We start from the raw sequence: 450 nt of genomic DNA, 5'->3' as shown, positions 1-450 counted from the left end.
ACTTGGGATCTACAACCTCCGGTTTCTGATCCGGAAGGCGTTTCCCGACCACTGGACGTTCATGTTCGGTGAGATCGCTCTCTACAGCTTCATCATCCTGATCCTCACCGGTATCTGGCTCACGATGTTCTTCGACCCGAGCATGTCGGAGACCGCCTACCACGGGTCGCACGTGCCGCTTCAGGGCATCACGATGTCCCGGGCCTACGAGTCCACCCTGCGCATCAGCTTCGACGTGCGCGGCGGTCTGTTCATCCGGCAGCTGCACCACTGGTCGGCCCTGGTCATGATCGCCACGCTCTGCATCCACATGCTGCGGCACTTCCTCACCGGATCGTTCCGCAGGCCGCGTGAGATCAACTGGCTGATCGGCTTCGTGCTTCTGGTCGTGGTCACCCTGGAGGGCTTCATCGGGTACTCACTCCCCGACGACCTGCTCTCCGGCACCGG

General features: G+C 61.8%; 1 protein-coding gene. It reads left to right on the top strand.

Features of this window, described 5'->3' with window-relative positions; genetic code table 11:
• Positions 1–450, top strand: a 450-nt coding sequence (locus TN53_RS42395; RefSeq protein WP_046264246.1) for a cytochrome b N-terminal domain-containing protein, incomplete at both ends; no start/stop codon positions are given.

The sequence above is a fragment of the Streptomyces sp. WM6386 genome (genome assembly GCF_000972385.1).
In the GTDB taxonomy this organism is placed as follows: Bacteria; Actinomycetota; Actinomycetes; order Streptomycetales; family Streptomycetaceae; genus Streptomyces.
The sequence above is the reverse complement of the archived record's forward strand: the minus strand, read 5'-3'. Positions and strand labels throughout refer to the sequence as shown.